The 25,016-nt window shown below is 53.3% G+C and carries 22 protein-coding genes; 18 read left to right on the top strand and 4 right to left on the bottom strand.

The window, feature by feature from the left end; genetic code table 11:
* The first annotated feature begins 44 nt into the window (after window positions 1-44).
* The 3 genes from BKX98_RS05390 (at window position 45) to BKX98_RS05380 (ending at window position 2,908) form a co-directional block, all read left to right on the top strand.
* Entirely contained in the window at window positions 45-728 is a 684-nt protein-coding gene (locus tag BKX98_RS05390) for a 1-acyl-sn-glycerol-3-phosphate acyltransferase (RefSeq protein ID WP_233125279.1), read from the top strand.
* A 66-nt stretch (window positions 729-794) separates the two neighbouring features.
* Window positions 795-1,796 carry an NAD(P)H-dependent glycerol-3-phosphate dehydrogenase gene (locus tag BKX98_RS05385; RefSeq protein ID WP_073706385.1) on the top strand — a complete coding sequence of 334 codons (1,002 nt, stop codon included), beginning with the start codon at window positions 795-797 and terminating at the stop codon, window positions 1,794-1,796.
* Entirely contained in the window at window positions 1,796-2,908 is a 1,113-nt protein-coding gene (locus BKX98_RS05380) for a D-alanine--D-alanine ligase family protein (protein ID WP_073706384.1), read from the top strand. The genes BKX98_RS05385 and BKX98_RS05380 overlap by 1 nt, the downstream gene beginning before the upstream one ends.
* A 74-nt stretch (window positions 2,909-2,982) precedes the next feature.
* On the opposite strand, the gene BKX98_RS05375 is transcribed toward BKX98_RS05380, so the two are convergent.
* Window positions 2,983-3,432 (bottom strand): DUF3515 domain-containing protein, encoded by a 450-nt coding sequence (locus BKX98_RS05375; RefSeq protein WP_073706383.1) that lies wholly within the window; start codon window positions 3,430-3,432, stop codon window positions 2,983-2,985.
* Between the two features lie 141 nt (window positions 3,433-3,573).
* Between BKX98_RS05375 and BKX98_RS05370 the strand changes: the two genes are divergently transcribed.
* From BKX98_RS05370 to rsmD, 4 genes are read left to right on the top strand one after another with little or no spacing between them, the layout of a single operon-like run.
* Window positions 3,574-4,617 carry an LCP family protein gene (locus tag BKX98_RS05370; RefSeq protein ID WP_073706382.1) on the top strand — a complete coding sequence of 348 codons (1,044 nt, stop codon included), beginning with the start codon at window positions 3,574-3,576 and terminating at the stop codon, window positions 4,615-4,617.
* A gap of 23 nt (window positions 4,618-4,640) precedes the next feature.
* Window positions 4,641-5,609 carry a DAK2 domain-containing protein gene (locus BKX98_RS05365; protein WP_073706381.1) on the top strand — a complete coding sequence of 323 codons (969 nt, stop codon included), beginning with the start codon at window positions 4,641-4,643 and terminating at the stop codon, window positions 5,607-5,609.
* Window positions 5,602-7,788 carry an ATP-dependent DNA helicase RecG gene (locus tag BKX98_RS05360; protein ID WP_073706380.1) on the top strand — a complete coding sequence of 729 codons (2,187 nt, stop codon included), beginning with the start codon at window positions 5,602-5,604 and terminating at the stop codon, window positions 7,786-7,788. The genes BKX98_RS05365 and BKX98_RS05360 overlap by 8 nt, the downstream gene beginning before the upstream one ends.
* Window positions 7,789-7,807: 19 nt before the next feature.
* On the top strand, window positions 7,808-8,392 hold the full coding sequence (gene rsmD, locus BKX98_RS05355; protein ID WP_073706379.1) for a 16S rRNA (guanine(966)-N(2))-methyltransferase RsmD: 585 nt from the start codon (window positions 7,808-7,810) through the stop codon (window positions 8,390-8,392).
* Here the strand turns inward: rsmD and BKX98_RS05350 are convergent.
* Both BKX98_RS05350 and BKX98_RS05345 read right to left on the bottom strand, forming a co-directional pair.
* On the bottom strand, window positions 8,369-9,151 hold the full coding sequence (locus BKX98_RS05350; RefSeq protein WP_073706378.1) for a spermidine synthase: 783 nt from the start codon (window positions 9,149-9,151) through the stop codon (window positions 8,369-8,371). The two genes, rsmD and BKX98_RS05350, sit on opposite strands and share 24 nt — an antisense overlap.
* Window positions 9,148-10,359, bottom strand: coding sequence for an aminotransferase class I/II-fold pyridoxal phosphate-dependent enzyme (locus tag BKX98_RS05345; RefSeq protein ID WP_073706377.1), 1,212 nt, complete (start codon window positions 10,357-10,359; stop codon window positions 9,148-9,150). The genes BKX98_RS05350 and BKX98_RS05345 overlap by 4 nt, the downstream gene beginning before the upstream one ends.
* Before the next feature lie 112 nt (window positions 10,360-10,471).
* Between BKX98_RS05345 and coaD the strand changes: the two genes are divergently transcribed.
* The 11 genes from coaD (at window position 10,472) to BKX98_RS05290 (ending at window position 23,635) form a co-directional block, all read left to right on the top strand.
* A complete protein-coding gene (gene coaD, locus BKX98_RS05340) occupies window positions 10,472-10,942 on the top strand; it encodes a pantetheine-phosphate adenylyltransferase (protein ID WP_073706376.1) in 471 nt (156 codons plus the stop codon).
* Between the two features lie 89 nt (window positions 10,943-11,031).
* Complete coding sequence (gene galU, locus BKX98_RS05335) at window positions 11,032-11,931, top strand: UTP--glucose-1-phosphate uridylyltransferase GalU (RefSeq protein ID WP_073706375.1); 900 nt, start codon at window positions 11,032-11,034, stop codon at window positions 11,929-11,931.
* Between the two features lie 117 nt (window positions 11,932-12,048).
* Window positions 12,049-13,137 (top strand): LCP family protein, encoded by a 1,089-nt coding sequence (locus BKX98_RS05330; RefSeq protein WP_073706374.1) that lies wholly within the window; start codon window positions 12,049-12,051, stop codon window positions 13,135-13,137.
* A 118-nt stretch (window positions 13,138-13,255) separates the two neighbouring features.
* Window positions 13,256-14,104, top strand: coding sequence for an ABC transporter permease (locus BKX98_RS05325; protein ID WP_073706474.1), 849 nt, complete (start codon window positions 13,256-13,258; stop codon window positions 14,102-14,104).
* Window positions 14,094-14,981, top strand: a complete 888-nt coding sequence (locus tag BKX98_RS05320) for an ABC transporter ATP-binding protein (RefSeq protein ID WP_233125278.1) — start codon at window positions 14,094-14,096, stop codon at window positions 14,979-14,981. The genes BKX98_RS05325 and BKX98_RS05320 overlap by 11 nt, the downstream gene beginning before the upstream one ends.
* A 7-nt stretch (window positions 14,982-14,988) precedes the next feature.
* A complete protein-coding gene (locus BKX98_RS05315; protein WP_073706373.1) occupies window positions 14,989-16,026 on the top strand; it encodes a glycosyltransferase family 2 protein in 1,038 nt (345 codons plus the stop codon).
* A gap of 2 nt (window positions 16,027-16,028) precedes the next feature.
* Window positions 16,029-16,847 (top strand): CDP-alcohol phosphatidyltransferase family protein, encoded by an 819-nt coding sequence (locus BKX98_RS05310; protein WP_073706372.1) that lies wholly within the window; start codon window positions 16,029-16,031, stop codon window positions 16,845-16,847.
* Window positions 16,848-16,887: 40 nt separating this feature from the next.
* Window positions 16,888-17,778, top strand: coding sequence for a glycosyltransferase family 2 protein (locus BKX98_RS05305; RefSeq protein WP_073706371.1), 891 nt, complete (start codon window positions 16,888-16,890; stop codon window positions 17,776-17,778).
* Between the two features lie 64 nt (window positions 17,779-17,842).
* A complete protein-coding gene (locus BKX98_RS05300; RefSeq protein WP_073706370.1) occupies window positions 17,843-18,304 on the top strand; it encodes an adenylyltransferase/cytidyltransferase family protein in 462 nt (153 codons plus the stop codon).
* 45 nt (window positions 18,305-18,349) lie between these two features.
* A complete protein-coding gene (locus BKX98_RS05295; RefSeq protein WP_083586629.1) occupies window positions 18,350-19,624 on the top strand; it encodes a CDP-glycerol glycerophosphotransferase family protein in 1,275 nt (424 codons plus the stop codon).
* 375 nt (window positions 19,625-19,999) lie between these two features.
* Window positions 20,000-23,635 (top strand): CDP-glycerol glycerophosphotransferase family protein, encoded by a 3,636-nt coding sequence (locus BKX98_RS05290; RefSeq protein WP_143181026.1) that lies wholly within the window; start codon window positions 20,000-20,002, stop codon window positions 23,633-23,635.
* Window positions 23,636-23,717: 82 nt separating this feature from the next.
* On the opposite strand, the gene BKX98_RS05285 is transcribed toward BKX98_RS05290, so the two are convergent.
* On the bottom strand, window positions 23,718-24,953 hold the full coding sequence (locus BKX98_RS05285) for a CDP-glycerol glycerophosphotransferase family protein (protein WP_073706367.1): 1,236 nt from the start codon (window positions 24,951-24,953) through the stop codon (window positions 23,718-23,720).
* Window positions 24,954-25,016: the final 63 nt, after the last annotated feature.

Below are 25,016 nucleotides of genomic sequence, written 5' to 3'. Positions count from 1 at the left end.
CCAAGCGGGTTTTCTCAGTATTGGCGGGCGTTGTCCGTACTTCCATGAACGCTTTGATTGGCAAGACGTGGAAGGGTTTCGAGACGCTTCCGCAGGGCGGGTACATCCTCTGCCCCAATCACCTCACGGAAATTGATCCGCTGGTTGTAGGCCACGCTATTTACAGCAACGGCCGGCTGCCACGCTGGCTGGCCAAAGAGTCCTTGTTCAAGATTCCAGTGCTTGGCTGGCTGCTGCGCGAGACCGGCCAGGTACCGGTATCACGCAGCGCATCCAACGCCGGCGAATCGCTGTCCGCGGCCAAGAAAGTGCTGGACGCCGGCGGTGTCATTGTCATTTACCCGGAGGGCACACTGACCCGCGACCCCAATTTGTGGCCAATGGTTGGACGGACTGGCGCCGCACGGTTGGCCTTGCAAACCGGTGCACCAGTGGTGCCTATGGCTCACTGGGGCGACCAGGAACTGCTGCCGCGCTATTCCAAGAAGATGTACCTGTTCCCGCGGAAGCACGTCACCGTGTCCGTCGGCCAGCCAGTGGATCTCGACGATCTGCGTGGAGGCCCGCGCACTCGTGCAGTGCTGCAGGAAGCCACAGATCGCATCATGGACGGAATCACTGCACTGACCGCAGAACTGCGCCAAGAAGAAGCGCCGGCTGTGCGTTGGGATCCCAGCAAGCACGGCCAGTCGAAGACTGGACGCAATTTCGATACCCCGGAAAATTAATTACTTTCATCATCACCTTCCAGAGGACTGACTTTGACTAAGCCGCTACCACGCAAAATCGCCGTCATGGGCGCTGGCAGCTGGGGGACCACCTTCGCCAAGGTGCTTGCCGATTCAGTTGCAGACAAGGGACTCGCGGTTCAGATTTGGGCACGTCGCGAAGACGCAGCCAATGAAATCAACGAACGCCATACCAATTCACGCTACCTGCGCGAAACCAATCTTCCCGCCAATGTCACCGCGTCATCGGATCCGCAGGCAGTGCTTACCGGCGCCGACCTTGTGGTCTTGGCAATTCCGTCGCAGTCCTTGCGCCAGGAATTGGCGAAATTCAAGGAATTCTTTGAACCAGGCGCCGTGCTGCTTTCGCTGATGAAGGGCCTTGAACGCGGAACCGATCTGCGCATGAGCCAGGTGATCGCTGAAGTAACCGGGTTGCCATCCAAGCAGATTGCCGTGCTGTCCGGGCCGAACCTGGCCATGGAGATTGCGCGCGAGCAGCCCACCGCCTCTGTTGTTGCCTGTACAGATTCCGATATTGGGCAGTGGATCGCTGAACTGTGCTCAGCTCCGTACTTCCGTCCCTACACGAATGATGATGTACTGGGCGTCGAGCTTGGCGGTATCGTCAAGAACATCATCGCGCTTGCCGTAGGCATGTGCGACGGCATGGGGATGGGCGATAACACCAAGTCCACAGTGATCACTCGCGGTTTGGCCGAGACCACTCGCTTGGTCCTCGCCCTGGGCGGCCGTTTGGATACCTTGGCCGGCCTTTCTGGTTTGGGTGACCTTGTCGCTACCTGTTCTTCCTCGCTCTCGCGCAACAACACCGCCGGACGTCTGCTCGGCCAGGGGCTCTTCCTGGAAGAGGTCAATGACCGCATGTCGCAGACCGCGGAAGGCATTAAATCAGCACGTGCCGTATTCGACCTTTCCCGAGCCCATAACGTGGAAATGCCGATTACCGAAGCAGTGGTGATGGTCCTGGAAGGCACCTTAAGCGTTGAGAACATGGCCGCACGCCTGTTGTCGCGTGAGCTGAAATCCGAAGGAGAACTCCACTAATGACTGAACGCAAGCTTCGCGTCCTCTTGCTCTTCGGCGGCCGTTCTTCAGAACACTCCGTTTCCTGCGTGACTGCTGCCGGAGTCATGCACGCTATCGACCGTGAACGCTTTGAAATCGTTCCGGTGGGGATCACCCGCGACGGAGGCTGGACCCTGCTGGATGAAGATCCGGAAGGCTGGGCTCTGAACACCGGCAAGCTGCCGGAGATTTCCTCGGTGGATCATCCGGTGCACCTGTCTACAGACGCGCAGAAGACATCATTGCTGTCCTATTCGGATTCCGCTGTGGCGGACCTGGGCGAGATTGACGTGGTTTTCCCGTTGCTTCATGGTCCATTCGGTGAAGACGGATCAATCCAGGGCATGCTTGAAATGGCAGGCGTGTCCTATGTGGGCTCCGGTATCGCAGCCAGTGCGATGGGCATGGATAAGCACTACATGAAGGTCGTTTTTGAAGGGGCAGGCTTCAAGGTCGGCCCTTACGAAGTCATCACCAACAAGCAGTGGCTGCGTGATAGCGAAGCTGCCATGAAGCGTTGCGAAAACTTGCAGTACCCGTTGTTCGTCAAGCCGGCCCGCGCAGGGTCTTCGGTAGGCATCACGAAGGTTGATGATCCGTCCGCGCTGCGGACTGCTATTGAAATCGCCCGGGCCGAGGATCCGAAGGTGATCATCGAGCAGGGGATCGTCGGGCGGGAAATCGAATGCGGCGTTCTTGAAGGCCGCGGCAGCGGACCCTCGCGTGCTTCATTGCCAGGAGAAATTGCGGTGGCGGACAACCAGCACACCTTCTATGATTTCGAAGCCAAGTACGTTGATGGAGCCGCAGCTGAGCTCAGCTGCCCAGCAAACTTGAGCGACGAAGCCACGATCGAAATCCGCGAGCTGGCAGTCAAGGCCTTTGACGCCATCGACGCAGAAGGCCTATCCCGAGTTGATTTCTTCTACACTCCCGAAGGCGAGTGGATCATCAATGAAATCAACACCATGCCCGGCTTTACGCCGTCCAGCATGTATCCGCAAATGTGGGCCAAGACGGGAATTGCATACCGTGAACTTATTGATGAGCTGATTGCCCTGGCGACCGAGCGGAACATCGGTTTGCGCTAGGGCAAGGAACGTTGGTGGAACCTCGGGGTGTGTTGAAAATTCAACACACCCCGAAGCTTTTGTCGACGAGTTGCTTACAAGTTCACTGACTTGTCAACGCTGACGCACTTCTTGGAAGCTGGGATCTTTTGCGCAGCATCTGAAAGTGTCGCCAAGACTGTGCTCGACGGGATCACGTTAGGGTCGAGGATAACTTCGGTTGCCGGGGTCCGGCCATAAGTGGTCAAGGTCCAGATGCTCGTTGCCGCGTCCTCATGCGCTACCCAGTCAACGTCATTCACCGATACGCAAGGATCCGTTGTCGGCCCGGGGACTTCTACACCGCAACGCAGGACAACTTTGGACGGATCGCCCCAGGCTGCCGTTGATTGGGACGTCGTGCTACGACGTTCAGCATCATCGATGGCTTCGGGCAGGACAACCATCATTTCTGCGCACAGCGGGTTGGCCGCGTCTGGGGCAGCATCAACGGAAGCAACTGAAGCACAACCTGCAAGTACTGGAAGCAAAAGAGCACCACTCATCACCAAGGCCGAACTTTGGACAAGTTTTCGGTTAAGTTTTGGTGACGGACGGGCTTTCGAACTGATTTTAGACACGTTATAAGCCTACATGGGCAGTCTGAAAGATAAGATGTACAGAGTTGAAACTGTGAAAGGTAGCAAATGTCATTTGAAGAGCATCCAGTGCGACCGCGAAAGAAGAAGCGCACGGGTCGAGCCATCGTCTTGAGTGTGCTTGCCCTTGTGGTGGTCGCTGGACTCGTCGCCGGCGGATACCTCTGGAACCTTGGCCGAACTTTCGACTCCGAAAGCCAGACGATTACCAACGCGTTCCCTGCGGAAGAAACGCGTCCTGAGGTCAAGGAAGAGTCCAAGGACGCGGTGAACATCTTGCTGCTTGGCAGTGATACCCGAGCAACGCGCGATACGGATGAAGACAGCGAGGAATTCGGTACCTTGCCCAATGGCGGTCGCTCGGACACCATGATGCTGGTCCACATCCCTGCAGACCGCAAAAACGTGTTTGTCACCTCCGTCATGCGTGACACCTGGCTTGATATTCCGGGCGTAGGCACGGCAAAAATCAACCGTGCATTCGCCAGCGGTGGAGTGCCGAAGGCCGTTGAGACCCTCGAGGGTCTCTTTGGCGTTCGCATTAATCACGTGGCCTCCATCGATTTTGAAGGATTCAAGGGACTGACGGATGCTGTAGGCGGCGTAACCGTCAATAACCCCCGTGCCTTCAGGCAGTCGATCGTGAACGGCATGTACTTCCCAGAAGGCGTGCAGACACTGAATGGCGAACAAGCACTGGCATTCGTCCGTGAACGCAAGTCCTTCCCCGGAAGCGACTACCAGCGCGTCAAGAACCAGCAGCTTTTCGTCAAGGCGCTGCTGGGACAGTTGATGTCCAAGGAAACCCTGACCAACCCCGGCAAGGTTTCCGAAGTCGTTTCCCAAATCGCCCCGTTCATCGCAGTTGACGAAACACTGGACGCTGCCAAGGTCGCTTCCTACGCCTCGTCTATGCTGGACTTGCGTCCAAGCGACATGGAATTCTTCACACTTCCGAACAAGGGTCCGGGACGTTCAGCCGACGGCCAGTCCATCGTCATTCCTGATATGGACGTGATCGAGAAGTTTGGCAAGGCACTGCAAGAAGACAAGATGGCAGAGTTCGTAGAAACTACTGACTTATCTCGCTAATTCCACCGAAGGACCGACTTTCCATGACCCCCCAAAAACTCGATACCTCAGTGCGTGCCATCAGGGAATGGCTAGCACGGAGCGTCAAGAGTCTCGGGAACCACTCCGACCGGCTGAACGCTATCAATGTATTCCCTGTTGCTGATGGCGACACAGGCAGCAATCTGTATCTGACTGCGCGGGCCGGTCACGATGCGGTGAGCAAGTTGGAAAGCGACGATATCGGTGGCTTCTTGGAAGTTGCCGCGCGTGCTTCGATGGAATCGGCGCGCGGCAATTCCGGCACCCTGTTGGCTGTATTTCTCAGCGGCCTGAGTGAACCATGGAACGGATGCGAACGGCTTACTGCGCCACTTTTGGCGCTGGGCCTTGAACGTGCCAAGGTGCGCTCTTGGTCAGCGTTGAGCGAACCGGTCGAGGGCACCATGCTTTCGGTGATCAATGCCATCGCTTTGGCCGCAGGTTCGACTCTTGCACACCTGAAGAGTGATTTGGAGAGCCGCGCAGCTTTGGATTCGGTTTTGACCCAGATGAGCCAAGCGGCCCGATTGGCAGTGAAGGGAACCGAAACAGAGTTACCGTCGCTCGTGGAAGCTGGTGTGGTAGATGCTGGCGCAGTGGGCATGCTGATCATCATCGATGAACTCTGCGCTGCCATTCGAAGCGACGACACTGATTTCGATTCGTACGAGAATTTCCATGGCTATCAGGTTCAAGATCCACATATTCACCTGAATAAGGACAATGAGACTGGTGTGGAAGTGATGTGCACCGTAGCTCTGGATGCCTTGGGTGCCGCTACTCTGCGCGGACAATTGGATTCAATGGGCAATTCAGTGATCATGTCGCCAGTTAATCAGTTGGAGGAAGACACCTACAGATGGCGCGTTCACGTCCACGTTCCTGATGCCGAACCGGCACTGGAACTCATAAGAAAACACGGTGACCCGGTGAATATCAGTGTCACTGATCTGTGCACCCACGATGGCTGAAACAACGCTTACTTCGTTTGAGAGTGCAGAGCTCTCAGCATTCCTGGGAAAGAAGAACTCCACCGCGCTGGAAAAGGCATTCGGCTATAAGACGGTGGGGGAGCTCTTATGGCATTTTCCGCGTCGGTACGTTGAGGTAGGTGAGCTCACCCCAATTTCAGAGCTTCCCTTCGATGAGCACGTTACAGTTGTCGCCCAAGTTGTCAACGTCAGCCAGCGGCAGATGCACTCGCGGCGCGGTTTCATTTTTGAAGTGACCGTCAGCGATGAGCTAAGCTCAGGCGGCCAAGAGCTGAAGATGACCTTCTTCAATGGCTATCAAGCACGCACAGATCTGCACATTGGGACTATCGCTATGTTCAGCGGCAAGGTCGGTTGGTACCAGGACCACCTGCAGTTGAGCCAGCCTGAGTACGCGATCCTGGATGAGGCATCCCAAGCAGATCCGCGTCCAATTCCGATCTATCCTGCTTCGGCAAAATTGCCCAATAAGCGCATCCGGGATCTGATGGGGCTGTTGCTGGAGCACTTCACAGATCAGAAGCTTCCTGAGTTTCTTCCAAGGGAACTTCTTCGCACGCATCATTATCCACAACGCCATCAAGCGTTCTTGGATCGCCATTTCCCCAAGGAAATCAAGCACGCCTACGTCGCTCGACAGCGCTTTGCCTTTGAAGAAGCATTTATGCTGCAGTTGGCGTTAGGCGAACGCGGGCGCCAGCTGGGCGCGCAGAAAGCAATTGCACGCCCACCGGTGCCGGGCCGCCTAGCTGACAAATTCGATGCCCAGCTGCCGTTCAGCTTGACCGAAGACCAGCTTGTCGTCGGTGAACAAATTTCCAAGGACCTGGACCAGTCGCATCCAATGCATCGCTTGCTGCAGGGCGAAGTCGGCTCCGGCAAGACCGTTGTCGCGCTACGAGCCATCTTGCAGGTGATTGATGCCGGAGGACAAGCTGCACTCCTAGCGCCAACAGAAGTCCTGGCCGCACAGCACTACGCTTCGATCAAGAAGATGCTTGGCAAGCTCGCCGAACCTGGGCTTTTCGGCGAAGGCGAAGGAACAGGCGTCGCGCTTCTAACCGGGTCGGCAAAAAGTGCCCATCGCCGTGAAGCATTGCTGGGTATTGCCAGCGGTGAGACTGGACTGATTATTGGTACGCATGCCCTCTTGAGCGACCATGTGCAGTTTGCAGATCTCGGCCTCGTCGTCGTGGACGAACAACATCGATTTGGTGTCGAGCAGCGCGACGCCTTGAGGTCTAAAGCAGTCGACTCGGTTCCTCATACCCTGGTCATGACTGCTACTCCGATACCGAGAACCGTCGCCATGACCGTCTTTGGTGATTTGGACACCTCCACAATTAAACGCTTGCCCGCCGGCCGCGCCCCGATCCACACGCATATCGTGCCAATGCAGCTGACCGGTTTCCGCGACAGGCTATTCACCAGAATTGTTGAAGAAGTGGAGAAGGGCCACCAAGCATATGTGGTGTGCCCAAGAATTTCGGACACAGCGGCGGAACAAGGCGTTCTGCTGGCGTCCTATGAAGAATCGTCCGGTCAGCCCATGAGCGTAGAATCCATGCAAGAAATGCTTGGTGGGATGCCTGAATTCGCTGGGATACGCACCGAGACGTTGCACTCGCAATTAGATGTGGCAGACAAGCAGGCAACCATGGATTCCTTTGCCCGTGGTGAAATTGACGTGCTGATTTCCACGACAGTCATTGAAGTTGGCGTTGACGTCCATAATGCGACATTGATGGTGATCATGGATGCTGAGCGCTTCGGCATCTCGCAGCTCCATCAGCTGCGCGGTCGAGTAGGCCGTGGCGGACTGCCTGGTACGTGCCTCATGACGACATGGCTGGACGCGGACCATCCGTCGGTTGGACGCTTGAAGACCATCGAGTCAACTATCGACGGTTTTGACCTAGCCGAGGCAGACTTGGCTGAACGCAAAGAAGGAAATATCTTGGGTGTTCAGCAATCAGGCAGCCGGTCGACGTTGCGAGAACTGAGCATCATCAAGGATCGCTCGCTCATTGAGCACGCGAGAACCGATGTGGGCAGGCTTCTTGCCGATGCCAACTGGGGAAGCAACTACCCGGGGCTTCTGAGCGCAGCCGGGAATTGGCTTGATGATTCCACTAAAGAATTTTTGAATAAGAACTGATTGAAGGTATTGCTAGGCAATGAGCCGTATTATCGCTGGAGCTGCCGGCGGGCATCCACTGAAGTCCGTACCGGGTGATGCAACGCGCCCGACAACGGATCGTGTCAAAGAGGCCCTCTTCTCCCGCTTGGATAGCTGGGATATTCTTGCCGGCGCCCGAGTGCTGGATCTCTTCGCCGGTTCGGGGTCGCTGGGAATCGAGACGGCCAGTCGCGGTGCGCGGCAGGTTGTTCTGGTAGAAAAAGCCCCGAAGGCGGTTTCTGTTTGCCAGCAAAACGCGTCACTGGTGAACAAGGTGTTGAAGGCTAATACGGTGACGGTACAGCGTGGAACTGTTGATAGTGTCCTAGACGGCTATTACAACGCAATTTCGGGAGTGCCCGGCAAGACCTTTGACATTGTCTTGCTGGATCCTCCCTACCCGCTGACTGAAGAAGAACTGGCTCTCACCCTCGAGAAAATATCCAAAATCCTGGCTGAGGATGCGACAGTGATTGTGGAGCGTTCCGGGCGCTCACCGGAACCTACATGGCCAAGCACCATGCAGAAGTTCGCCGACAAGAAATACGGCGAAACGCACCTATGGTTTGCAGAACCCATCTAGATCCATCGAATGGCGAACTTCTGACGGGTACGGTCCCGCTGCCTGGCACTGGAGTATTTGGTCTTCGCTAAAGTGTTGGCGCGACGCTGTGAGAATCAAGTTCCCTGGGAAGCGCTTGGTAAACATTTCCGGACTTGAACTCAACATCACGAACTCAAAGCTGGAGTTTGCCGCCTCGACTTGGGTGCAAGTGAAATTCAAGGGCGGATCATCGCCGATATTCACGAAGAGCAATCCGTCATTGGCCAAAGAGTTCTTGAGTTCGGCGTAATAGTCCGCCGTAGTCAGGTGTTCTGGTGCTTCCGGGCCAGAGAAAATATCCAAGACGATGACGTCAAACTTCTCACCAGCAAGTTGTTCGGCAAGTACACTCCTCGCATCGGCGACGATCGGTGACAAGTGGCAGTCATCCGGCAACGGAAGATGCGTGAGAACGAAATCAAGAAGTTCGCGCTCAATGTCTACAGCCACGTGGGTACTCGATGGGTAAACCACACTCGCCCAACGGGCCAAGGTCAATGCACCTGCACCTAGATGAAGCATCTTCAATGGGTGCTTTTCTGGGCGCAAGACCTTCAGATGGTTAGCTATGCGTGCGAGATACTCGTAGAACACTTCTTCCGGATGGGAAAGATTCACATGGGATTGAGGCGCATCGCCGATCGCTAGTATTTTCGACCCGGGGATCAGATCATCGTCGTAAATAGTGGCGTGTTCCTGGATGAATCCGAGCCACCGTTTGGCAGGCTTGCGCGTCATCGGGAGAGCACCTTTGGCAGCAGCTGTAGGCGCTCGACGGCATCGGAAATGACTTCACGCTTCTTGCAGAAAGCGAAACGCAACAGTCCTTGGTAGTCTTGCTGATTCTCGGGATGGACAAATGCAGACATTGGAATCGCCGCAACGCCTACGCGCTCGGGCATCATGCGTGCTACTTCAGCAGCGTCGTTCAGATCAAAGCTGCGTACGTCAGCAACCAAGAAGTAGGTGCCCTTTGGACGTATGACTGGGATCCCAGCTTGTTCCAGGCCTGATGCGAGAATTTCTCCCTGCTGTCCTAAATCGGCAGCGAAGCGTTCGAAAAAGGCATCAGGAAGATTCAAGGCTTGTGCGACAGCGGGTTGGAACGCAGGGCCCGAGGAATAGGTAATGAACTGTTTTACGGTACGGACGGCAGTGATCAGCTCGCGGGGGCCGGTTGCCCATCCAACTTTCCAGCCGGTAAAGGAGAAAGACTTGCCTGCCGAAGAAATGGTGATGGTTCGCTCGAATCCACCTGGCAAGCTCGCGATCGGAACATGCCGAATACCGAAAGAGAGGTGTTCATAGACCTCGTCGGAGATGATGATGCAGTCGTGCTGATGTGCCAGGGCAATGATTTCCTGAAGCACCGAAACATCTAGAACTGTGCCCGTTGGATTGTGGGGATTGTTCAGAACGATTACACGGGTCTTGTCTGTGACTGCACGTCGAAGGTCATCCATATCCGGCTCGAATTTCGGAGCCTTGAGCTGAACGACCTTATGCACTGCGTTGGTCAACCCGATCATGGCCGCATAGGAATCGTAATACGGTTCAAAGGTCACTACTTCATCGCCAGGTTCTAGGAAAGCAAGTAAAGAAGCAGCGATAGCTTCGGTAGCCCCGGTCGAAACAACTACCTCGGATTCGGGGTCGAGCTTCAATGAATAGAAGCGCTCCTGGTGGGCAGCTATGGCTTCGCGGAGCGAAGGAGTTCCTAAACCGGGCGCATACTGGTTAGCGCCATTCTCGATCGCATCAATAGCAATTTTCTTGATTTCTTCCGGCCCTTCGGAATCCGGGAATCCTTGCCCAAGGTTAATTGCCTGATGAAGGTTGGCCAATCCCGTGATTTCTTCGAAGATGGTCACTCCCGGCCGGCCAGCGGAATCTAGGAGGTTAGCACCATAGGCAGTCCGCCGCCATGGAGTCAATTCAATGCTCATGGTTCCATTATCGTCTCGTGTATAGGGGAACATGGGCATTAAGTCATTGAATCTTTACGAGACATTCATACCAGTTCGCTGAATTGGCGAGAGTTCTTGATAGATTCAGAACATGCGAAGAGCGGTATGCCCGGGTTCTTTTGACCCAATTCACAACGGACACGTCGAGATTATTGCGCGCGCAGCGAGCCTGTTTGATGAGGTGATCGTCGCTGTGTCCACCAATTACTCCAAAAAGTACCGCTTCAGCGAAGATGAGCGCGTAGCGATGGTTGAGGAGACTGTCGGGGGACTGCGCGGGGTTTCCGCTGTCCCGATGGGCCAAGGCCTGCTTGCTGATTTCTGCAAGGAGCAGGGCGCCGAAGCAATCGTCAAGGGATTGCGCAGCACTGTTGACTACGCATACGAAATTCCCATGGCCACGATGAATCGGCATCTGACTGGAGTTGAAACTGTTTTCCTTCAGGCCGATACGCGCTACACGCATTTGTCATCTTCATTGCTCAAGGAAGTACAGGCACTTGGCGGGGACGTTGATGAGTACTTCCCAAGAGCTGTTATCAAAAGACTTCTGACCCCGTGAAGTGTGGTCGGAATTGGTGCTTCCACAACCTATGGATAAAATAAAGCATCCCAGACTTTCACTCGAACTAATTGAATGGGTTTTAAAAAATGCCACAATCGGCTATTACGAAAGCAGTGATTCCAGCGGCAGGCTTGGGCACTCGATTCCTTCCTGCAACGAAGGCTATGCCTAAGGAGATGTTGCCGGTAGTCGATAAACCAGCAATCCAGTACGTCGTTGCCGAAGCTGTGAAATCCGGTTTTACTGATCTGCTAATGGTTACAGGTCGAAATAAGCGAGCTCTTGAAGATCATTTCGACCGAGTCCCGTCACTAGAATTCTCTCTAGAAGCAAAGGGCGACAAGAAAAAGCTTGACGCTATTCACGAGGCTACTCACCTTGGTGACATCCACTATGTGCGTCAGGGCGACCCTCGTGGTTTGGGACATGCCGTCTTATGTGCAAAGCAGCACGTAGGTAACGAACCATTTGCGGTACTGCTAGGCGATGACTTGATTGACGAACGAGACGAGTTGTTGTCCGTCATGGCCGAGGTTCAACGCACAACGGGTGGTTCCGTCATTGCCTTGATGGAAGTGGAACCGCAACAGATCAGCGCCTACGGATGTGCCGATGTATCGAAAGTGGATGGCGAAGACTTCGTAAAAGTAAATGCTCTAGTCGAGAAGCCCGCAATTGATGAAGCACCTAGCAATCTGGCCATCATTGGCCGGTACCTACTGCACCCTCGCGTTTTCGAAGTCCTGGAGCACACGGCACCTGGTCGTGGAAACGAAATCCAACTCACGGATGCCTTGCAGGTTCTGGCTGCGGCTGATGGTGAAGGATCTGGCGTTCACGCCGTCGTCTTCCGCGGACGTCGTTACGACACCGGTGACAAGCTGAGCTATTTGCAGGCGAATATTACGTTGGCCGTTGAAAACGAAGACCTTGGACCAGGGCTAAAGACGTGGTTGAAGGGATTTGTCAAAGACCTAACTGACTAACGAACGGACAGAGGCTACTCAGGATAATCACATTTATCTTGGGTAGTCTTTTTCATTGCGCGAAGCCACCCTGGCATATCGCTGACTTCGGGAGACCGTAACCCGGGTGGAATAGGAATGGAATCAGTGCAAGACCAAGATTCAATATTTTTGTCGCGGAGTGCACGGACCAAAGCTGAACGTCAGAAAAAGAAACGAACACAGGGCCTCGTTGCGTCTGTAGCTGTGGTGATACTGGTGGCAGCGCTCGGCGCCGGATACTTTCTGTTTGATTTGCAAAGACAATTCAACACGAAATCCAACACCGTCACGCTAGGATTTTCTGACGCCGAGCAAGAAGCCCGTCCGATCAAAGATCCTGAAGACAAGTCTATGAACGTCCTACTGTTGGGCGTCGATCATGCGGATGAAGAGGCAACCGATTCCGAGGCTCTCGACGGAGCAGTATCGCAACGAAGCGATTCCATGATGCTCGTTCACATCCCTGAAGATCGGTCGCAGGTCTACGTTATGTCAATGGTTCGAGACATGTACGTGGAGATCCCAGGATTTGGAATGAACAAGCTCAACGCAGCCATTTCTCTAGGCGGAGTTCCACTGTTGTTGCAAACAATTGAAGGACTTTTCGAAACAAAGCTTGATCATGTAGTCATGGTTGATTTCGAAGGGTTCCGCGAATTATCCACCGCTCTCGGCGGAGTGACGGTTAAAAATGACATACCATTCACAGCGAACGATACGGATTACTATTACCCAGCTGGTGACATCACGCTGGAGGGCGATCGTGCACTCCGATTTGTGCGTGAGAGAAAGTCGTTTACCAACGGCGACTACCAACGTGTCGCGAATCAACGAAAGTTCATCGCTGCAGCAGCGAATCAAATGCTCTCATCAGAGACATTGGCTAACCCGATCAAGCTTTACGATATCATCGACAAGGTTTCCCCTTATCTGACATTTGATGAGGACTTTGATGCCGCAACTCTCGTCGGGCTGGGATTGCAACTCAAAGACGTGGATACCCAAAATATGGAGATGTTCACTATGCCAACCGCTGGAACGTCTACTAGGGCAGACGGGCAATCTATTGAGTTGGCTAGCGAACTTGCCATTTCTCAGATAAGCGAAGCCTTGCAAGATGACGCCATGGCTGAGTATCTTCAGGAAAATCCGCCCGAAACACCCTTAGTGCCGGATGTGGGATGAACTACACCATACTGAAGGTGGAAAGCAAGAAGAACAGCTCTCCATCAACTAGACTTTGAACATCTATGCTTAGCCGAAAATGCACCAAATCGCATTCGAACAAGAGGACATATTTCGCATGACAGTTGCAGAGGAGGCCGAGAAGTACGGCTTGCACCGAGTTGGGGCAAGACCTACTTTGGTCAACTATCTGAAACAGACGTGGCAGCGTCGTGAGTTTATTTACGAGCTTGCGAAAGCACGTGTCCAGAGAGAAAACCAGAGAAATCGCCTCGGTGTGATCTGGATCGTGCTGAAGCCGACATTCAATGCCCTCATGTACGGATTCATCTTCGGAGTGCTTCAAGGCGGCAATAAGGCTCCGGATTATCCGGTATTCGTGATTATCGGCGTGTTCTTGTTCGAGTTCTTTTCGACTTCGATGACAGGCGGCGCAAAGTCGATTACAGGGAATAATGCTCTGGTCCAGTCGCTGTCGTTCCCCCGACTTTCGTTACCAGTTGCGCAAATTACCCAGAATGTCTTGACGTTGATGCCGATGGTAGGTGTCATGTTCATTTACGCGATGATACTGGGGACTACACCGAAGTGGAGTTGGCTAGCGATCATCCCCATCATCGGTATATTCACGGTATTTAATCTGGGTATTGCCTTGATTTGTGCACGCATCACAGTTCATATCCGTGACTTCACCCAATTGCTTCCTTTGATAAGTCGAGTGCTTTTCTATACGTCTGGCGTCCTATTCAGTGCGGACCGATTACTGAGCCAGTGGCCCTGGATGATCGCGATCTTTGATATTCATCCGGTTTATCAGACTCTCCAGCTTGCGCGTGGAATGGTTATGAACACGGCCGTGTACGATCCGTGGGCCTGGTGGGTAATCTCAGCTTGGGCCGTAGCGATGCTGCTAGTCGGTCTAATTTACTTCTGGAAGGCAGAGGAACGGTACGGACGTGCGAATTAGTTTTGATGACCTGATCAATCCGGAGCTGCATCCAGAATACGAGCCTGCTCCTATATTTTCGGATGACACCTCATTCATTGATGTCGTGAAGCCCGAACAGATCAAGAATTCCAACCTACAGATCGACGAGTCCCGTCAGCCTGTCGTAATCGTCGATAATCTTCACGTGAAGTATGAAGTCTTTTCGAGTGGCAAAGCAGTAGGAAATGCTGGGGCGCGAAGATTGTTGCAACCGAAGCTTAAGGGCGTACGTACTGTTCATGCGCTTAAAGGCATAACATTCGTTGCATATGAAAATGAATCTATCGGTGTGATCGGTTCGAATGGTTCAGGTAAGTCAACCTTGTTAAAAGCCATTACCGGGCTAACTCCTCCATCCGACGGTGCCGTTTACGCGAGGTCACGTCCAAGCTTGCTTGGCGTAGGAGCCGCACTTATACCGGACCTGTCCGGCGACAAGAACATCACTTTGGGTGGACTCGCCCTTGGATATTCGCGTGAGCAAGTTGAACAAATGCGTGAGGACATCACGCACTTTGCTGAACTGCAGGAATTTATCGATCTTCCAATGCGCACTTACTCGTCGGGGATGAGTGCTCGATTGAAGTTTGCTATCGCTGCCTCAAAGAAGCACGACATTTTGATTGTCGACGAGGCATTAGCAGTTGGCGATGCCAAGTTCCGCAAACGGAGTGAAGCGAAGATTCGTGAAATTAGGGATAGCGCCGGAACGATCTTCAACGTCTCCCACTCCATGGGGTCTATCAAAGAGACCTGCAATCGAGTGATTTGGATCGAAAAAGGCGTCCAGATGATGGACGGCGATCCGGATACCGTGATCAAGGAATATCAAAAGCATCTGAAAGCGAAGAAGTAAGGCCGGAATGACAGAATTTCCTGGTGTCTCTTATGTAATGCCTGTGCTCAATGAAGCGGACTATCTGGAAGAGGCAGTGTCCTCGATCTTGGCACAAGAGTATGCCGGAGAGAAAGAAGTCGTTCTCGCGCTGGGGCCAAGTACGGATTCAACCAACGACGTGGCAAAGCTCCTGTCTGAGTCCGACTCGCGAATCGTTCTTGTCGATAACCCTCTGGGGCGCACCCCGATTGCCCTGAACCTGGCAATCCGCGCATCCACGATGCCTATTGTCATACGCGTTGACGCCCACAGCGAGTTGCCGTCGAACTATACACGGCGAGGAATCGAGACCCTTTTCCGTGCGAATGCACACGACGTGGGGGGACTGATGGACGCCAAAGGACGTACATCCGTCCAGCGGGGGATAGCAGCTGCCTATCATTCGAAGTTCGGGTTTGGCGGGCCTGCATATCATTCAGGCGCGCCCGAGGGACCAGCTGAGTCTGCGTACCTTGGTATCTTCCGTCGCGAAGTATTCGACCAAGTCGGTTTTTATAATGAGGAGTTGTGGCGTGCCCAAGACTGGGAACTCTGTCTGCGAATTCGACAGGCAGGCCACACCGTTTGGTTCGATCCTGAACTCAAGGTCGGCTATTACCCACGTGATAACTTCAAGTCTCTAATGAGCCAGTCGATGGCCTCGGGTACCTGGAGGGCTGAAATTGCTCGACGCTTCCCGGAAGGGAAATCGTTGCGCCATGATGTTCCACCGCTCTTGCTTTTGGGCGTCGGGACAGGATTGGTGGCAACTGTCGTTGAGCCACTAATTCGCCAAGAAGTTCCGAACTGGGTACGTTTGTCTCTGAACTTGGCTAAGGCTGTGCCTGCCGTATATGCCGTGATCACTTTGGCAGCGGGACTGGCAAGCAACGCGAGGGGATTGAAAGACAAGCTGTTGGCAGCATGTGCTTTCCCCGCAATTCATTTGCCTTGGGCCGTCGGATACCTCAAAGGTCGCATATTTGGAGCATCCGGCACCGTCGACAAGGGACGCGTGAAGTAGTCATGGCCGATCGTCCAAAGAACCCGACGCTTGAACAGTTGCGGACAGTCTGCCAACCTCCGGAAGTTCGTGCGCGAAAAAATGCCGAGCACTGGACCGCTGAACTGTACCTGCGTCATATCTCGATTTACCTCACCGCAGTACTGGTACGTACGCGAATCAGCGCCAACGGAGTCACCGGGTTGATGATCCTTGCCGGTTGGGGGATGTCTCTAGCGCTATTGATCCCTGGCATCTGGGGGCCGCTGCTGGCAGTGCTCCTGTCTCAGGTCCAGTTGTATTTCGACTGCTCTGACGGAGAAGTCGCGCGCTGGAGGGGAACGCAATCTCCCCGCGGTATCTTCATGGACATGGTTGGACACCACACAACTGAGGCGTTGATTCCAATTGCCTTGGGTTACCGGGTCTACACGGAACTCTCTACACAGAATTCAACTGGCGAGCAGGCATGGCCAACATTGTTTATGGCCGCTTGTTTGTCAGTGCTTCTGGTCCTGAATCGTTCGCAGTCGCTCATGGTTCATGCAGCCCGAGGCATGGCGGGGCTTGGAAAATTGCCGGATACGGCAGCCGCCAGATCTGTTCCAACAACATCTCTTGTTGGAAAATTGCGTTCGCTGGCTCGCTTCTTGCCATTCCATAAGCTCCTGCACGCTGTGGAACTGTCGCTGATCATCCTAGGATGCTCGATTATCTCCATGATTGCGGGTGCACCAGCAATTGCTGAAAAATGGATGATTTGGATCCTGCTGCCTGCATGCGTCCTTGTGAACATCGGGCATTTCCTGTCCAACATGGCCTCATCCCGCCTCAAAGCATAGTTTGACCGTATTGCCTGTACCCCACCGCCTTAGAGGACAAATGCCTGCAGAGATTAAGCCGACTATCGGTGTAGTTGTGTTGACCATGGGTAACCGCCCGGTTGAGCTCCAGCGTGCCTTGGAATCTTTGCTAGCCCAACGATCAGTGTCGATTGATGCTGTTGTTGTCGGCAACGGATGGGATCCAACGGATATCCCGGAAGGCATCAAAACTCATTTTCTTCCGGAGAATTTGGGCATTCCGGCCGGCCGGAATGCCGGAGTGAATCAGGTACGAGGCGAGTACCTGTGCTTCCTTGACGACGATTCATGGTTCATCGATGACGATTTCTTGATCACGGCTGTAGAGCGATTCAAACACTATCCCCGCATGGGGCTGTTGCAGCCGCGCATCACAGACCCGGAGAATGAAGAGCAGAATCCAAGGCGCTGGATTCCTCGTTTGAAAAAACGTACGGCAGTCGAACCAAGCAAGGTTTTCCACGTGGGCGAAACCTGTTTGGTGACCACCCGCAAAATCTTTGATGCCACAGGTGGCTGGGCAGGGGGATTCTGGTACGCGCATGAAGGAATTGAACTTGCCTGGCGTGTATGGGATACCGGCACCTACGTCTGGTATGCCGGCGACATGCAGATTGGCCATCCAATCGTCGATCCACGACGCCACGACGGATTTTATCGGTTGAATGCCCGCAACAGGGTATGGCTCGCCCGTCGTAATTTGCCGATGCCGCTGCGTTGGATTTATCCAACATCCTGGATGCTGATTGAGTGCTTGCGGCTGCGACATAACAAAAGCGCTGTGGCCCAATATTTAGCCGGGTGGCGTGCAGGCTGGTCCGGCAGCCCCTGGTACCGCGAACCACGGTCTAAACTTAGATGGAAAACCATAGCTCGCATGGCCCTCGCGGGTCGTGCGCCTATTATCTAACGACAAGTACAAGATAGCCTACTAGCTACGCAAAAAATCTAATATTTCGCTTCGAGAGGGACCCATGACAAAAACTGTATTGACTTACGGAACGTTCGACCTGTTCCATATTGGTCATCTCAACATCCTCAAGCGTCTGAAGGAAAAGGGCGACCGTTTGGTTGTCGGTGTATCCACAGATGAATTCAACGCAATCAAAGGCAAGAAGCCCGTTGTACCGTTTGAACAGCGCCGTGAGATCGTGCAGGCCATAAAGTACGTCGATCTTGCGATTCCGGAAGAGAATTGGGAACAGAAGCGCCTGGATATCAAGAAGTATGATGCCAAGGTGTTCGGCATTGGTGAGGACTGGAAGGGAAAGTTCGACGACCTTGGTGATGAAGTCGAGGTCGTTTACCTTCCTCGTACTTCGGGAATTTCGACCACCGAGATGAAACGCGTCCTCAGCCAGTTTGATGAACGCCACGTGGAATCCTTGAAGGATACGTTAGATACCCTCAGCCAGATCGTTAAAGAACTGAGCTAATTAGTCCATTTGCACACCTGCTTTTCTAGATTTTCGAAAGTTCCCATGTCTAGCGACCATATTTCAGCCACCATTAAGTCCAGCGTCAAGAACGCGCTTCGGAAAGTGGGGCGCCGACCAGAGGCAAGAAGACTATCAAGGGTCATGGGCCTGAACACGCGCCCAGGCGGCCTCAACGTTGGTGTTTCGGGTATACCTGTTCCTGGAACTGTCGCGGTGTACTTCGGCGATGGCGCGGACAAGATCTACCAAGTAACTCAGTGGTTACCAGTGCTCGAAGAACTGCATGCGAAGCAAGAAGTTCTGCTGGTCTTCCGTACGCTGAGCGCTTTCAAAGCTGCTGAGAAATTTACTGATCTTCCGAAGATTTACATCCGCCGTTTCTCAGACCTGATGGATTTGTATGACGACAATGAACTGAAGTTGGTTATCTATACGAATAACTCGCGTTCCAACTTCCAGTCCCTAGACCACCCTCGTCTGGTGCATGTTCACGTGAATCACGGCGAAAGCGACAAGCTGTCGATGGTTTCAAACAAAGCAAAGGCCTACGACAAGGTATTTGTTGCGGGTCCAGCCGCTATTAAGCGCCATGAAGCAATGCTGATCGACTTTGACCGCAGCAAGCTTGAGGTCACCGGTCGTCCGCAGCTGGACATTGATTTCAAGCCCGAACTGGATCCTAGTGACAAACTAGATGTCATGTACGCGCCAACGTGGGAAGGCGAAAACGAGGATAACAACTACACCTCGTTGGATAAGTACGGTGTGTCCATCGTCGAGGCTTTGCTAGCGAATCCAAATTGGCGGATTATCTACAAGCCCCATCCGCGTATCCAGACAAGCAAGAATCATGGCGTTGCCCAAGCGCACTCGCGCATCATGGAACTCATTGCGATCGCCAATGAATCGGGTGCCGATCACGTCATTTCCGAACAGGGCAATATTTTGGCGATGTTCGAATCCACGGATGCACTGGTAACCGACGTATCAAGCGTCGGGCTGGACTATTTGTACCTGCATCCTGCGAACCCACTGGTGATTTCAGATCGTCGTACAAATCGTGAAATCTTGCACAGGGACGCCCCTATCGCCAAGGCATGTCATGTCATCGATCGTGACTCCGTGTCCAACGTGCGTGAAGTTCTTAATGATGCTCTGGTCCACGACCGGCATAAAGAACAACGCCTCGAAATGCGCAAGTTCTACTTTGGCGAGTTAAGCCGAGGGGATTCCACCCAGCGCTTCCAGGAAGTTATTGAAAAGCTCATCGACGAACGCCAGAGCAAACTGCAGAACTTCCGAGGTTGGCACAGTTAGTCACTGTTGCCATTGGTACGACCCCAAATCACAATACCTGTGAACTTGGGGTCGTATTCATTGCTGTTGTGTTTTCAAACTAACAACACTCGGTCCTTAATTAGGCAATTCGGACACGCTTTGCGAGAGAATCGGATGGTAGATAGGCTCCGTCTTTTTGGGTCTATTGGTAAGACCCCCTTCTGAAGGACCCCGGTGGATATTTTTCGTACGCGTGTAGCTCTCGGCGTAGGCCGTAGAATCGAACGACTAGGCAGATACCGTATCGCGGCTATCTACTATGGTCAGGCACTTAAGACGGGCCTGACAAAGTCTGCTGAAGTGCAATTCCGCTACGGATTCAGCTTGTACAAGTGCAAGCAGTACCAGGCTGCCATGAATCAGCTTGAATCTGCCATAGCTCGTCAGCCGCATCGGTACGGGTGGATCCAAACGCTCGCATCGAATATGCAGCGAATGAAAAAATATGAGCGTTCGCTAGAACTTTTTGCAGCTGCTTGCGAAGGCGACCCAAGCAAAATCACATGGCGGATTCGTTGGGCACGTTGCGCTCGTCTGGCTCGAAAATCCGATCTCGCATCAGCAATCCTTGACGGTTTGGTGGCAGATTTCCCGAGCGATCCAGCAGCTTCGGCAGCTATAGCCAAGTTCCTGTTGGAGACCGGGCAACGCTGGCGTGAATTGGATGTCCGGCTGCAATACGAAAGCCAGCATGTTGACGACGCAAATTGGATGTTCCTGACTGGCCAAGCAGCATCCTTCATGTCCCGTTTTGAGCTGGCCGAGGCGTACTTCCAAAAGGCATTGGACCTCGATGACCAGCAACCCAAGTACTGGTACGGGCTTGGTCGTTGTTTAGAAGACCTGGGTCAATCCACGGAAGCCCAAAACGCATACTCTAACGCTGTGTTGCGTTCAACCGAACAGACCGTTCTGAACGTGGGCGTAGGCAAAATTCATGAAAACGAAGAAGACTGGAATCGTGCACTGGACGCCTATGAGCTCGAACTGCAGAATACTTCCAGCGCAACGAACTTATATCTGCTGAATTTCCGTGCCGGCGAAACCGCGGCGAGACTCTTCGAATTCCGCCAAGCCAACGAATACTTCCAGCGAGCCGAGAACTTCGCGGACACGGTTGAAGAGCGGGTATTGGCTGGTTATGCCCGCGGTCGAGTACTCGCTCGGGCGGGCGAACAGACTGAATCGGTAGCCTGTTTCTCTGAATTTGTTGACCTATTGCCAGAGCAGAAGAGAATTGAACCAGCCGTTGCGTTGTTCCGTTATGCCCACGGACTGATGCAACTCGGCCAATTTGTGGAAGCCAGTACCCGATTCAGCGAAGCGGCAGAAGCCTGGGGATACCTTGGCAGCAGCTTCAAAGGCTCCAAGTCCGCTGGCGCACGTGCCAATTACCATCGTCAGCGAGGTGCGATTGCAGCTGCTGGAGGAGATTGGGAAACTGCCGCTTCTGCATATGCGTCAGCTTTGTGGCATTCGTCCTCAACTGAGCGTCAGTGGCAAGCCAAAGCTGGGCAGGCCTTCTCACAACTAGGAATGTTCGAATCAGCTTGTGAATACTATGCCGGCATGCTGCTTTTCACTGAGATCTCGGTGGCAGGCCTGGGCAACGCATTGAAGGGAGTGGGCCGTCGACGTGGAGCCTTGGCTATCCATGCGCGAGAAGTAGAGCCACTGGACGAGAAACTAGTTCTATTCGAATCGTCACACGGAAAGAATGTCCATTGCCATCCGCTGGCAATCTTCCGTCAGATGCGAAAGGACCCACGTTTTGATGACTTCCGTTTCGCGTGGGTATATAACGATTATTCAGAGGTTCCAGCCCAGCTGAGTCTAGAACCGGACGTTGCGGTCATAAAGCAGCATTCTGACAAATACATCCGGTTGCTAGGAACCGCCAAGTTCCTGGTGAATAACGCAACCTTCCCAACATACTTTGCCCGTCGCGAGGGTCAACGAGTTTTGAACACGTGGCACGGTACGCCTTTGAAGTTCATGGGTAAGCTCGTCAAAGACGGCGTTGCCGAGCACCGAAACGTTCAGCGCAATTTCCTTCAAACTACTCACTTGATGGTCCCCAATGCGCACACGCTGAAAACCCTAAGTACTGACCATGACCTTGACGGCCTGTTCCCGGCGAAGGTTGCCCTGACCGGCAGCCCTCGAATAGACCAGATGATCAATATGAGCGAAGCACGTCGGATCGAAATCCTAGAAATTCTTGGTGTTGATCCAAACAACGACAAGAAAATCGTATTGTTTGCGCCGACTTGGCGAGGCCAGCTCAAAGATCGGTCTTATGATGTCAATGGCCTAGTCGAGGACCTGGCTGCAATGTCGCAAGGCGAGCACCACATGCTGTTCCGTGCACACCGTTTCGCTGAACAACTAATTGGTGATGCAGCCCTGGATGCAACCGTCGTGCCTGCATCCATCGACACTAACGAGCTTTTGGCAGTTGTCGATGTGTTAATCACCGACTACTCTTCAATCTTCTACGACTTCTTGCCAACTAAGAAGCCAATCATTTTCTACACGCCGGACTTCGACGCTTATGAGGCTGAACGTGGTCTGTACTTCGAACGCTCTACATGGCCTGGCAACGTCTTGGACTCAATCGAAGAAGTATGCTTGGAGCTTCATCGCCAACTTGGCGATGGGGATCTCGGTGTACACGAGAACCTCGAGAAGAACGTGGCTGAGTTTGCGTCGATGGAAGATGGGAATGCCACTCAGCGAGTCATCGATTTCTTCTTCCTGGATGACGAAAGCAACCTGCTTGACGCACCGCAAGACGAGCGGATCAAGCTGCTGTTCTACCAAGGTCCTTTTAAGCCCAATGGCATCGCCACAGCATTCACCAATTTGATCGGTTCGCTGGATCCCGAGAAGTACTTGGTGTCTGTTGCTGTTGACATGGGCGCCGTTGGAAGCAATACGGATTCATTGGAGATTCTCAACGGGCTTCCTGAACATGTCAAGATTCTTCCACGCGCCGGCGCAACGATCATGTCCGCCGAAGAACGTTGGGTTTCCGACGGTTATCACGCACATCGTGGTTTCGACTCGCCTGTAGCTGAACAGATCCACCTGAACACGATGGAACGCGAAATGCAGCGTTCTTTCGGTGATGCACGCTTTGACGTTGCTATCGATTTCGAAGGATACTCGCGATTCTGGGCTATGTTATTTGCCGCGTCTCATACTCATGCGAAGCGCAACTACATTTACCTGCACAACGACATGGTAGGGGAGTGGAAACTGCGCTTCGGTACGATGCCGGGACTGTTCGCCACTTACCGTCACTATGACCGGTTGGTTTCTGTAACTGAAAGTGTTGGCCAGCAGAACGAGCAGCAACTGAGCGAGCTATTTGGGCTTGATCCTGGCAAGTTCACCGTGTCGGAGAACTTGCTGGATCTGCGCAAGCCTTTGGAATGGTCTGAGGCATCGGATCCGGTGCATCGTTTCGAGGGCGATGGGCTAACCGTTTTTGCCAACATGGCGCGGTTGTCTCCTGAAAAGGGACAAATGAAGTTGCTTGAAGCGTTCGCGAAGATTAACGCGGATCATCCAGGAACTCGGTTGTTGATGATTGGTGATGGCCCGCTTCGCAGTGACCTGGAAACGGAGATCAAGGTACGCGGACTGACCGGGCGCGTGGTCATAACCGGTTTGTTGGCCAACCCCTTCCCAACACTGAAGACCGCTGACTGTTTTGTCTTCTCTTCTGACTATGAAGGTCAGGGACTGGCAATGATAGAAGCCATGATGCTTGGCATACCTGCAATTTCAACCGATGTTGTTGGATCGCATAGCGTGCTCGTCGGCGGTTTCGGGCAACTTGTCGAAAACTCGGCCGAAGGATTGGTCAAGGGCATGCAGGCCTTCTTGGATGGCTACCAAGCCGAGAAGGTTTTTGACGCACAGTTGTACCAGGACAACGCGCTTGCACAATTTGAGGAGCTGCTTAGCTTGGTGAATTCCTAGTCGTCAAAGACGGCCAAACTGGAAAGAGGTGTGTTGAAGAATCATAGACTCTTCAACACACCTCTTCGTTGGATTCGAACACCTAGGCTGCGCGCCGGCCCGGGAAGTGCGAAACCTCCGCGTGGCCGTTGACCAAGTTCAGAGATTCATCAATAAAGCGCTGCATGCTGGCGCCCTTGGCAACGTCACCGAAATAGTACTCGACAACTTCTTTGAACCCAGCATTTTCTTCCAATAGTGCTGAACGAATCAACGCAGGGCTATCAGCGGACTGTGCAGCTGCTAGGGACGGCACCTTGCTCAGAGCCGGGGAATCAGAGATAGTCGCCTCCTCAGAAACCGGAGTGGTAACGAACATCGGTTTGCCTGTCGCAAGGAAATCGTAGGCCACTGCAGAAATATCCGTAATGCAAATATCAGATTGGACCCACTGCCAGCCCCAATGGGTGGTGTCGTCAAATAGGAGTCGACCAGTTGCTGTCGAATTTGCTGAATTGAGCTTATCTCGAACTCGTTCCACAGCTTGTCCATATTGCGCAGAATTGATGCCAGAACGCGGATGTGGGCGGAAGATTATGTTGAATCCGCCGTCTTTGATCAGCGCGTCAATGAGCCCTTCCCCGTGCGATAAGAGGGAACCGTAATTCATAGAAGGACGATCGCCTTCCCACGTTGGAGCGTAAAGTACGGTGGGCAATGAGTGGTTGATCGAGTACGGCGCCAAATAATCTACGTCGATCTGCGGTCGACCGATCAATCGGGTACGATGGCCGGCATCGAAATTGCGCAGATGAAGACCCAGGCGATCGCGCGCAGCCTGCCCAGCGGAAAAGACGTAGTCGTAGGCTTTGAGCTGGTTCGACCACATGTAGGCCTTTTCGCTCTCACCATGACTGATGAAGACGTGATCCGGTGCGTTGAAGCGCATCATCTGGAAATTGCGAATATTTTGGTTGACGTAAAACACAACACGCAAATCTTGGGAATTAACGAGTTTTTCAACGTCTTCGATTGTCGGTGCGTAATGGACTGGAATGGCGCATTCCTCACGTAACGCCAAAGCCGACTCAGGCAGTCGTGTGATGATGACCACTGGTACGCGTTTGGCCAATTGCTTCAGAGGTTCGTACCATTGGCGGATTTGATAAGCGTTAACCATGGCATCCGCGAAATAGAGGGCAACCTGGTACCGGTCTTCGCCGCTAGGCGCATGAAAGAGCTCGGTGGCATGACGGTTGATGAACTTGCGGTGCTGTTGCGCGACGAGGCGTCGACCGGCGTACGTCGCCGCATTGTTCAAGGTCTTGAGTACCTTCATGGAAATTCCTTTGCCACTGATTTTTGGATCTAGGACTAAGCATATGACTTGGGCTTCGCAGGA

It is taken from the genome of Glutamicibacter sp. 0426 (assembly GCF_001906485.1).
GTDB lineage: Bacteria > Actinomycetota > Actinomycetes > Actinomycetales > Micrococcaceae > Glutamicibacter > Glutamicibacter nicotianae.
The sequence above is the reverse complement of the archived record's forward strand: the minus strand, read 5'-3'. Positions and strand labels throughout refer to the sequence as shown.

Excerpts from the sequence above, each read along its gene's own strand:
- BKX98_RS05310 (WP_073706372.1), top strand. The coding sequence starts at position 16,029 with ATGGCCGATCGTCCAAAGAACCCGACGCTTGAACAGTTGCGGACAGTC.
- BKX98_RS05285 (WP_073706367.1), bottom strand. The coding sequence starts at position 24,953 with ATGAAGGTACTCAAGACCTTGAACAATGCGGCGACGTACGCCGGTCGA.
- BKX98_RS05370 (WP_073706382.1), top strand. The coding sequence starts at position 3,574 with ATGTCATTTGAAGAGCATCCAGTGCGACCGCGAAAGAAGAAGCGCACG.
- BKX98_RS05360 (WP_073706380.1), top strand. The coding sequence starts at position 5,602 with ATGGCTGAAACAACGCTTACTTCGTTTGAGAGTGCAGAGCTCTCAGCA.
- BKX98_RS05330 (WP_073706374.1), top strand. The coding sequence starts at position 12,049 with ATGGAATCAGTGCAAGACCAAGATTCAATATTTTTGTCGCGGAGTGCA.
- BKX98_RS05390 (WP_233125279.1), top strand. The coding sequence starts at position 45 with ATGAACGCTTTGATTGGCAAGACGTGGAAGGGTTTCGAGACGCTTCCG.
- BKX98_RS05290 (WP_143181026.1), top strand. The coding sequence starts at position 20,000 with ATGAATCAGCTTGAATCTGCCATAGCTCGTCAGCCGCATCGGTACGGG.
- coaD (WP_073706376.1), top strand. The coding sequence starts at position 10,472 with ATGCGAAGAGCGGTATGCCCGGGTTCTTTTGACCCAATTCACAACGGA.
- rsmD (WP_073706379.1), top strand. The coding sequence starts at position 7,808 with ATGAGCCGTATTATCGCTGGAGCTGCCGGCGGGCATCCACTGAAGTCC.
- BKX98_RS05380 (WP_073706384.1), top strand. The coding sequence starts at position 1,796 with ATGACTGAACGCAAGCTTCGCGTCCTCTTGCTCTTCGGCGGCCGTTCT.
- BKX98_RS05305 (WP_073706371.1), top strand. The coding sequence starts at position 16,888 with ATGCCTGCAGAGATTAAGCCGACTATCGGTGTAGTTGTGTTGACCATG.
- BKX98_RS05350 (WP_073706378.1), bottom strand. The coding sequence starts at position 9,151 with ATGACGCGCAAGCCTGCCAAACGGTGGCTCGGATTCATCCAGGAACAC.
- BKX98_RS05295 (WP_083586629.1), top strand. The coding sequence starts at position 18,350 with ATGTCTAGCGACCATATTTCAGCCACCATTAAGTCCAGCGTCAAGAAC.
- BKX98_RS05365 (WP_073706381.1), top strand. The coding sequence starts at position 4,641 with ATGACCCCCCAAAAACTCGATACCTCAGTGCGTGCCATCAGGGAATGG.
- BKX98_RS05375 (WP_073706383.1), bottom strand. The coding sequence starts at position 3,432 with ATGAGTGGTGCTCTTTTGCTTCCAGTACTTGCAGGTTGTGCTTCAGTT.
- BKX98_RS05300 (WP_073706370.1), top strand. The coding sequence starts at position 17,843 with ATGACAAAAACTGTATTGACTTACGGAACGTTCGACCTGTTCCATATT.
- galU (WP_073706375.1), top strand. The coding sequence starts at position 11,032 with ATGCCACAATCGGCTATTACGAAAGCAGTGATTCCAGCGGCAGGCTTG.
- BKX98_RS05325 (WP_073706474.1), top strand. The coding sequence starts at position 13,256 with ATGACAGTTGCAGAGGAGGCCGAGAAGTACGGCTTGCACCGAGTTGGG.
- BKX98_RS05385 (WP_073706385.1), top strand. The coding sequence starts at position 795 with ATGGGCGCTGGCAGCTGGGGGACCACCTTCGCCAAGGTGCTTGCCGAT.
- BKX98_RS05315 (WP_073706373.1), top strand. The coding sequence starts at position 14,989 with ATGACAGAATTTCCTGGTGTCTCTTATGTAATGCCTGTGCTCAATGAA.
- BKX98_RS05345 (WP_073706377.1), bottom strand. The coding sequence starts at position 10,359 with ATGAGCATTGAATTGACTCCATGGCGGCGGACTGCCTATGGTGCTAAC.